The organism is Peribacillus psychrosaccharolyticus ATCC 23296 (assembly GCF_000305495.1).
GTDB classification, from domain to species: Bacteria; Bacillota; Bacilli; order Bacillales; family DSM-1321; genus Peribacillus; species Peribacillus psychrosaccharolyticus.
Genome location: NZ_AJTN02000262.1, coordinates 22,383 through 30,896 on the forward strand (window position 1 = coordinate 22,383; position 8,514 = coordinate 30,896).

An 8,514-nucleotide genomic window follows, 5' to 3' on the forward strand; every position below is an offset into this window, starting at 1 on the left:
TCCCTCTCATTGTACTCACAAATGTTTATTTTTTAAAGGCTTATTGATTGATCCAAGTAATCAATAATTTTTGGTACAAAGATTAATAACCCTATAATGACAGAAAATATCGCATAAATCAAAACCGCACCCGCTGCGAAATCCTTCGCCTGCTTAGCGAGCGGATGAACTTGATCTGTCGCCAAATCCACCACTCGTTCTACTGCCGTGTTAAGTAATTCAAGCGTAAGAATCCCCGCAATGGCAAGCAACACAAACAACCACTCAACAGTCGACAGCTTAAAGAAAAACCCAAAGAATACGACAATCACAGCGACGGTGAAATGAATCTGTAAATTTCTTTCCGTTTTCATGGACTCAAATATCCCTTGAAAGGCAAACACAAAGCTTTTATAAAGCGGGTGTCGTCTCTCTCTACCTGGATAGCCCATAAGCCGCTAAGATATCCTTTTGTTTAGTGAACATGACTGTTTCATCTTCTTCAGTCATATGATCATATCCTAATAAATGCAGGAAGCCATGCAGCGCTAGGAAGCCAAGTTCCCGATCAAAAGAATGTCCATATTCAGCCGCTTGTTCCTTTGTTCGTTCGATTGAGATGATAATATCACCTAAAATCCTTGGCATATCAGCACCAACAATCGCTAGTTCATCCTCTCCCATTTCTTCCATTGCAAAGGAAATAACATCTGTTGCTGCATCCTTTTCGCGGAATTGCTTGTTGATTTCTTGAATACGAGCATTATCAACAAAGGAAACAGACAGCTCGCTTCCTTCCTCAATCGACTCTGTTTCAGCTGCAAATTGAAGTACACTGTCTACGAGCATGATGGCTGCTTCAGATACTTCATTGGTTTCATCTAAAAAATCAATAACTAATTTCATGCTTTCACCTTCTGTTCTAATTTAGACAGTTCCGGATACTCTATTCGGGAATGGAAAATCCCATGCAATGATTCACATAAAGAGTCCTGAACTATACTTAATTCCCTCATAGTTATATCACATTCTGCGAACTGTTTGTCATGTATTCGATCATTTATAATCTGTTTGACTAGTTCTTCAATCTTTTCTTGTGTAGGATGATTCATGGAACGAACAGCTGCCTCAACACTATCAGCAATGCCAATAACAGCAATTTCCTTTGTCTGAGCTTTCGGACCTGGATAACGATAATCTGCTTCATTAATCTCTGTTCCATCTTTACATACTTTATGATAAAAGTATTTTAGCAGGGTTGTTCCATGGTGCTGCTCAGCAATATCAACAATTTCAGTCGGGAATTTCGCCTTTCTAAGCATATCAGCTCCATCAACAGCATGAGCAATAATAATATCTTTGCTTGTCCCTGGCGGTAGTTTATCATGAGGATTATCCTGATTCAGCTGATTTTCGATAAAAAACTGCGGCCGGCGTGTTTTGCCAATATCATGATAGTAACAACCAACTCGTGCAAGCAGCCCATTTGCCCCAATCGCTTCACAGGCACTTTCTGCCAAGTTAGCAACCATTACGCTATGATGATAGGTGCCAGGTGCATCCGTTAGTATTTTTCGCAGAAGCGGATGATTTGGATTCGATAACTCAATCAGCTTTAAAGATGACAAAATCCCAAATCCTGCTTCAAAAAACGGCAGCAGCCCAATCGTCAAGATCGAGGATGCAATTCCGGAAATACCAGCTCCAAGCACATAGAAAAGATATTCAATCTCTGAGTAATGTCCATTTGTAATCAATAAAATCGCAAACAGTATGACAATATTCATCCCCGAAAGCAAAAGACCCGCTTGCAGTAATTTAGCCTGGAAATTCCGTTTAGACAGGATGATGATCGCACTGATTCCACTTAGCAAAAAATATAGACCTACAGAGAAATTTAAATTCCCTGGAATATGGACATTAAAAAGGATTGTCCCAAAACCGGCCAAAATAATCGCCATAGCAATAGCGTACCGCTCATTAAGTAATATCCTCACCAGCATAATCGCCATAGCAATAGGAAAGAAGAAAGAGATTTCACCATATTTTAATTCCTGAACCATACTAATAATTTTCATTGTTCCAAGCGTTATCATAAAGGTAATGATAAAGATCAGCATTTGATTACTATGACTAGTCTTCACAGCATCAGGACTGCGGAAGTAGTAATAAAACCCACCCATAACAACAAAGATAAACAACGCTAAACCAAGAAAAGGCAGCACGCTGTCTTCCGCATTCAAGAAACCAGCTAATTCAAGCTGTCTATAAATTTCACGATCAACTAATTGACCTTCTTCAACAATAATCTGCCCTTGAAGAATTTTCACAGGTTCGACACTTTCAATGACCTTTCTCCGCTGCTCTTCAGTTTTTTCCTGATCAAAAAAGTAATTTTGAATAATCGCATACCGTGCCAGCTCAATGGACGTTCGCTTCATTTCTTTAGTGAGGCTGGTTAACTTTAGATCCTCTTCAGCCCTTCTCTTGGCATTTTCAACTTCATTAGATGGAATCGACGAAGTCATGACCTTATTAATGACTGTGATGGTCAGATCCTTTGAAATTCTTAACTCCTGCTCACTTGCTTTAACCAGCGAGGTGAAGACTGAATCGGAAAGATCATTTGCTACCTCTTCTGTTAGTTTTTCCTTCAGCGACTCTGCCTGTTCAGGAATACTTTCCTTAGCCTGTTCTTCATCTTCTATTTCTTTTTTAACCTCAAGGCCCGAATCAAAGATAGAAGAGATCAAATCAACTTTATTCTGGGCATATTCTTTTTTCAAAGTATACGCATCCGGAACTTGCTTCGCTACCTCATCCTTTTCTAATTCGGTCTGATATGTATCCTCAACCGTTTTTGTGGCTCTAATTGTTTGTTCTGCAGGCTGCAGCAGTTCGACATTAATTTTCTCTGGAGTGACATTTGAGACCATCATTATGTAGCTGAATACGCCAACCAAAAGAAATAATAACAGTTTAAACAGCCTGTTTCCTAACAGTTCCTTTAATTTCGCCAGATATCGCTGTACGTTTCCCAAATCTTTCCCTCCTGTCAACCACAGACGAAGATGTAATTTAAAGTAATTATGTAAAATCATAACAGTTTTTTCGATAACTTTCATCTTTCCTTGTGAAGAGGTACAAAAAAACCGCCAAAAATGACGGTCAGAACATGCTTATTCATTCGCTTCTTCATATGCGGAAATAATCCTCGCAACAAGTGGATGACGAACAATATCACTCTGTTCGAGATAAATAAATGAAATGCCTTTAACCCCTTTTAGGATTTCCTCTACTCGCAGAAGCCCGGACTTGGCACCCTTTGGCAAATCAATCTGGGATCGATCACCTGTGATGACCATTTTAGAATCAAAACCAAGTCGTGTTAAAAACATCTTCATTTGTGCTTGAGTCGTATTTTGTGCTTCATCCAGAATAACAAAAGCGTCGTCGAGCGTTCGGCCTCTCATATAAGCCAGCGGAGCAATCTCGATTGTGCCTCGTTCAATCATTCGCTGTGTTTGTTCAAGCCCAAGGAGGTCATGAAGGGCATCATACAACGGCCTTAAATACGGATCAACCTTCTCCTTCAAGTCCCCTGGAAGAAAGCCTAGACTCTCTCCTGCTTCTACAGCAGGCCTTGTTAAAATAATTCGTTTAACCTCACCGTTTTTCAAGGCATTAATCGCCATTACAACCGCCAAATAGGTTTTTCCTGTACCTGCAGGACCAATTCCAAATACGAGATCATGCTTGCGGATTGAATGGATGTAATGTCGTTGACCAAGTGTTTTAACTCGAATAATTTTTCCCTTAGCAGTCCGGGATATTTCTTCTTCATAAAGGTCGCCAAAATATTCAAGTGTCCCTTTATGGAATAATTCTATGGCATATACTACATCTCTTGAACTGATGTTTATTCCTCGGCGAATCACGGATAACAACGCTGTTAAAATACTTTGTGCAGCCTCTACTTGAGACAGTTCACCTGCGACAGCAATTCCTTCGCCTCGTGTAATGATGGATATGCTCAGCTCATTTTCAAGAACTTTAACATTCGCATCCCCATTTCCCAAAAGAGCTAATGCTTCATTGGGTGATTCAAGTTCTAAATTGATAACTTTCACATCTTCTGACATTCGTTAGTCTCCTTGAATGATTGGTAGCCCAGTCGCAATATTTTCAATAACCTGAAAGTGAATGGATAAGATAATTTTACCATTCTCGATTCGCTCATGCAAAATTTTCTCCCCAACGATACTTGCATCTTCGCCCAGTATTTTCTCTAAATCACTTTTAGCCATCATTTTTGCTTGAACAACAGCCTGTTCCTTTGTGTACTCACGAACGATGATTTCCTTACTTCTTTGTGTTTTTGTTTTGAAACCGATTGGCAGTTCCCATTGTAAAAAATGAAAGGGACGGCTGACCGTTTCTTCTTCAAATTGTTTATACGTTGGATTACTAAAGCCCCAAACCGGGAGGGAAAAGCCTCCACCCGTCAAATAATAATTACTATATTCATCCCCATTATACACAGAAAACCGTGTTTTCAGCGGCATTTTAACCGTTGCCTTGTACCATGTTTCGCCCATTATTTTCCCTGTAGCAGAAACCACTTCAGGCTTCTCTTCTCTTCCAATAATGCCAGAGACGAGCAATTGGCCTTTCGTGACATAATCATGAACATTAACCTTAGCTTGTCCTTTCTCGACCAGCATATCGGTAATAATCGCTTTTTTCTTAGCCACTAAATGTTGAGGACCTGTCCGAATAACTTCCTCTGGTTGTTTTTTCTCCACAACTTTTAAGTGATAGATTGTCCCTTTTAAATCCACCCCTACATACGTCAGTCTTCCAATCGATTCAGTCAATTTCCGTTGAATCGTTTCAGGACTGTCCAGAAAGAATTGAATCTTCCCCACTTTGACACCTATCGAATCCAATTCCTTTCGGATTTCATGTTCAGTAGCCGGATCAGCTTCATAAATTTTGATCCCCCAGACCATATTGGACAAAATAAATATACACAATAAAAACGCGAGTAGCCCGACAATAAAGCCGCTGTTTTTCTTCAGTCGTTTAAGAAAAAAAGGACCACCGCTTCCAGAGATAAAAGAAACCTTATACTCACTCTTACGAACAGCCTGCCTAAGCTTAAACACCTCAGAGTAGTCAATCGTAAAGATAATGGATTCCGCATCCTTACGCTTTACATCCCAAATATGAACGTTAGCCTTCATCAATTTATTCAATAAACGTTCTGTGCCCTTACCGTTTGCCTTGACCTTTACCACGCCTGTCATTAAGTTTGTCCATGGATTCTTCAAGGGTATACCTCCCCAAGATTACTCGTTTATAAATAACACCTTATCGATCTTACCTTCAATCAAAATTTCCTCAGGTAAAATCGTCTTGATGACGAGAGCACTTCCACTGATTAATAGCTGACCATGTTTTAGCATCAGTCTCACCTCAGTTTCTGAAAAAGCAAGCAGCCCTCGATGATTTTCGATGTAAATATGTAACTGACCGATCATCGTAATTCGCGGCAGGTCCATTATGACATCTTGAGGAAGGTCCATTGTGCGTACGACTAGTTGCTTAAAGCGTTGCCTCCAAGTTCGTGTCATAAAAAAGAACCCCCTTTCATCTCAATGTATGAGATAAAAGAGGGTTCTAGCACAGTTATTTTTCAGTTTTAACGCCTAACACCAGAACGGTACATATTCTTTCTAGCACGCGGCGGCCCAAGTACTTCGGACATGATGATTCCATCAACTAATCGCTGCTGATCGAATTGTAAATTCGTGTTATAGATCGGACTGCTGTTATCTTCAATAGGAAGCACAGGTTTAGCCGCTTTTATTCGTTCAAGCTGCTTCTGCTTCTTCTGATACAGCTTTGCTCGCTCTAATTCAGCTTTATGCTCTTGGTTCCGAGCAAGCTCTTCCTCCATCAGCATCGAAGCTTCATCCACCGGAGGCTTAGAAGCTTCAGTCATTTCCTGCATTGCCTGACGATATACCTCTCGTACAGTTGGCCGCTGCTGTGGTCTAGCCGGCCGGTTGGGGGTTTGTTCCTGTTCCGGTTTCTTTTTCTTCCCCGAAAGCGAGGTAACAATCCCAATCACAATAATGAGCAGCCAAGGGTTTCTGATGAAAAAATCAATGAGGACCTCCATTCAAACACCTTCCTTCCTCATTACTGTTTACTTATCTTTGTCTTTTTTATTTCCTTTTCCAATGGAATCACGCATATCTGTATCAGCAGAGATGTTTTGAATGTTCATATAATCCATGACACCCATGTTTCCGGATTTAAGCGCTTCAGCCATTGCAAGTGGTACTTCGGCTTCCGCTTCAACAACTTTTGCACGCATCTCTTGAACACGAGCAACCATTTCTTGTTCTTCAGCAACAGCCATTGCACGACGTTCTTCTGCTTTAGCCTGCGCAATTTTCTTATCTGCTTCAGCTTGATCAGTTTGAAGCATTGCACCAATATTTTTACCAATATCAACATCCATAATATCAATGGAGAGGATTTCAAATGCAGTACCCGCATCAAGGCCTTTACCAAGTACAGTTTGAGAAATCATATCTGGATTTTCTAAAACGTCTGTATGTCGTTTAGCGGAACCAATTGTCGAAACAATCCCTTCACCAACACGAGCAATAATTGTATCTTCACCCGCACCACCGACAAGACGTTCGATATTTGCACGTACCGTTATTCTCGCCTTCGCCTTTACTTCAATCCCGTTAATTGCGACACCAGCAATATATGGGGTTTCAATTACTTTTGGATTAACGCTCATTTGTACAGCTTCCAAAACATCACGGCCAGCCAAATCAATGGCAGCGCCTCTTTCAAATGGAAGATCAATATTCGCACGTTCAGCTGCAATCAACGCGTTTACAACGCGGTCAACATTTCCGCCGGCTAAATAATGACTTTCAAGTTGGTTTGTTGATACGTTCAATCCCGCTTTATGCGATTTAATCAACGGATTGACAACTCGACTTGGTATAACTCGACGAAGCCTCATTCCGATTAAAGTGAAAATAGACACCCGTACTCCCGCGGCTAATGCCGAAATCCAAAGTGCAACTGGAACAAAGGTAAATAATACCGCTAACACAATGACAATCGCAACGATTGCCAACAGTAACATAATTGTCGTAGAATCCAAATGTACTCATCCTTCCTAACTCGTTATATTATTTTGGCTTCACGGACCACGATACGCGATCCTTCAACCTTAACTACTTCAATCAAGCTATCTCTTTTAATAAAACTTCCCTCAGAAACTACATCCAGTCGTTCATTGCCAACGATTGCCGTTCCTGCAGGTCTCAAATCTGTCATTGTCTTGCCAGTTAAGCCAAGCAGATCAACTCTGGTTACATTTGATACATAACCTTGCTCTTTATTGGTTGAATCAGTTAGGATAATCTTTCTGAAAAATTTCATATTTTTCCCAAACACCTTTACCATTAGAATAGCTGCCAAAACCGCAATGGTTATAGCAATTAATAATGAAATCCCGATTAAAACGGGGTCATCCGAGGCCATAAATAAACTTCCAATAATTGCTCCAAACCCAAGTAACCCAACAATTCCACCCGGCACAAACAGCTCAAGAAGACATAAAATGACACCCAAGACAAACAACACAATCGTTTCATAACCTGCAGCGCCTGCAATTAAATGACCATAAAAATATAAAAGCAATGCAGTGATTCCAACAAACCCCGGGATACCAAATCCAGGTGAGAACAACTCAACGACAATCCCTATCGCAGCAATGGTTAACAAAATCGGGATAATCAACGGATTAGTCAAGAACCTTGCTACTTTTTCAGCCAAGCTCTCATCAATATAACGCACATCAGCGTCTTCGAGGCCAAGCTTAGTTAACAGCTCTTCCTGATTTCCTACCGTTCCTTCACTATAGCCCGCCTTTAAAGCTTGAGATGCCGTAAACGTCAACAGCTTCCCTTTTTCAGCACCGTACTCCGGAAGATCAATATCTTCGTCAGCCATCGCCTGAGCGTAAAGTGGATTTCTGTTGTTTTGTTCTGCCGCCGTTCTCATTGCCGCGGTCCAGTAAGATTGAGCCTTCTTACCAGCCGTATTCCCAGCTGAGTTAATCACAGCAGCAGCACCCATCGTCGAATTAGGAACCATATATATTTTGTCCGCATTCAGTGAAATGTAAGCACCTGCAGACAACGCCTCATTATTAACAAAGGCAACACTTTCCACTTTCGAACTAGTCATTCGTTTTGCAATCTTCGCAGCCGAATCGACCCGTCCCCCTGGTGTATTTACTTCAAAAATAACCAGCTTTGCCTGATCCTCTTCAGCTTTATCAAGAGCACGGTCAATAAATGAAGATAATCCATCCTCAACCGTTTCCTCAATCGGAACAACGTACACCAGCTCATTTTTCGCTGACACAAAATTCGGCAGCAAAAATAGAACCAGCAGGGCCGAGAGCGTGGTCAAACCAACCCATAGCCGTGC

9 protein-coding genes are annotated in these 8,514 nt (G+C 41.0%); all 9 read right to left on the bottom strand.

The window, feature by feature from the left end:
• Window positions 1-32: 32 nt before the first annotated feature.
• Window positions 33-431: a diacylglycerol kinase family protein gene (locus WYK_RS22480; protein ID WP_040376658.1), complete on the bottom strand. Its 399-nt coding sequence runs from the start codon at window positions 429-431 to the stop codon at window positions 33-35.
• The gene (gene ybeY / locus WYK_RS22485) at window positions 415-885 is read right to left on the bottom strand and encodes an rRNA maturation RNase YbeY (protein ID WP_040376659.1); all 471 of its coding nucleotides are present in this window, start codon (window positions 883-885) and stop codon (window positions 415-417) included. The genes WYK_RS22480 and ybeY overlap by 17 nt, the downstream gene beginning before the upstream one ends.
• Window positions 882-3,020 (bottom strand): HD family phosphohydrolase, encoded by a 2,139-nt coding sequence (locus tag WYK_RS22490; RefSeq protein ID WP_040376660.1) that lies wholly within the window; start codon window positions 3,018-3,020, stop codon window positions 882-884. Before WYK_RS22490 ends, ybeY begins: the two co-directional genes overlap by 4 nt.
• Window positions 3,021-3,158: 138 nt before the next feature.
• Window positions 3,159-4,121: a PhoH family protein gene (locus WYK_RS22495; protein WP_040376661.1), complete on the bottom strand. Its 963-nt coding sequence runs from the start codon at window positions 4,119-4,121 to the stop codon at window positions 3,159-3,161.
• Between the two features lie 3 nt (window positions 4,122-4,124).
• A complete protein-coding gene (gene yqfD / locus WYK_RS22500; protein WP_040376662.1) occupies window positions 4,125-5,312 on the bottom strand; it encodes a sporulation protein YqfD in 1,188 nt (395 codons plus the stop codon).
• A gap of 18 nt (window positions 5,313-5,330) precedes the next feature.
• A complete protein-coding gene (gene yqfC / locus WYK_RS22505; protein WP_040376663.1) occupies window positions 5,331-5,615 on the bottom strand; it encodes a sporulation protein YqfC in 285 nt (94 codons plus the stop codon).
• A gap of 68 nt (window positions 5,616-5,683) precedes the next feature.
• Complete coding sequence (locus WYK_RS22510; RefSeq protein WP_040376664.1) at window positions 5,684-6,166, bottom strand: hypothetical protein; 483 nt, start codon at window positions 6,164-6,166, stop codon at window positions 5,684-5,686.
• A 27-nt stretch (window positions 6,167-6,193) separates the two neighbouring features.
• A complete protein-coding gene (floA, locus tag WYK_RS22515; protein WP_051387853.1) occupies window positions 6,194-7,159 on the bottom strand; it encodes a flotillin-like protein FloA in 966 nt (321 codons plus the stop codon).
• Window positions 7,160-7,200: 41 nt separating this feature from the next.
• Complete coding sequence (locus WYK_RS22520; protein WP_051387851.1) at window positions 7,201-8,496, bottom strand: NfeD family protein; 1,296 nt, start codon at window positions 8,494-8,496, stop codon at window positions 7,201-7,203.
• Window positions 8,497-8,514: the final 18 nt, after the last annotated feature.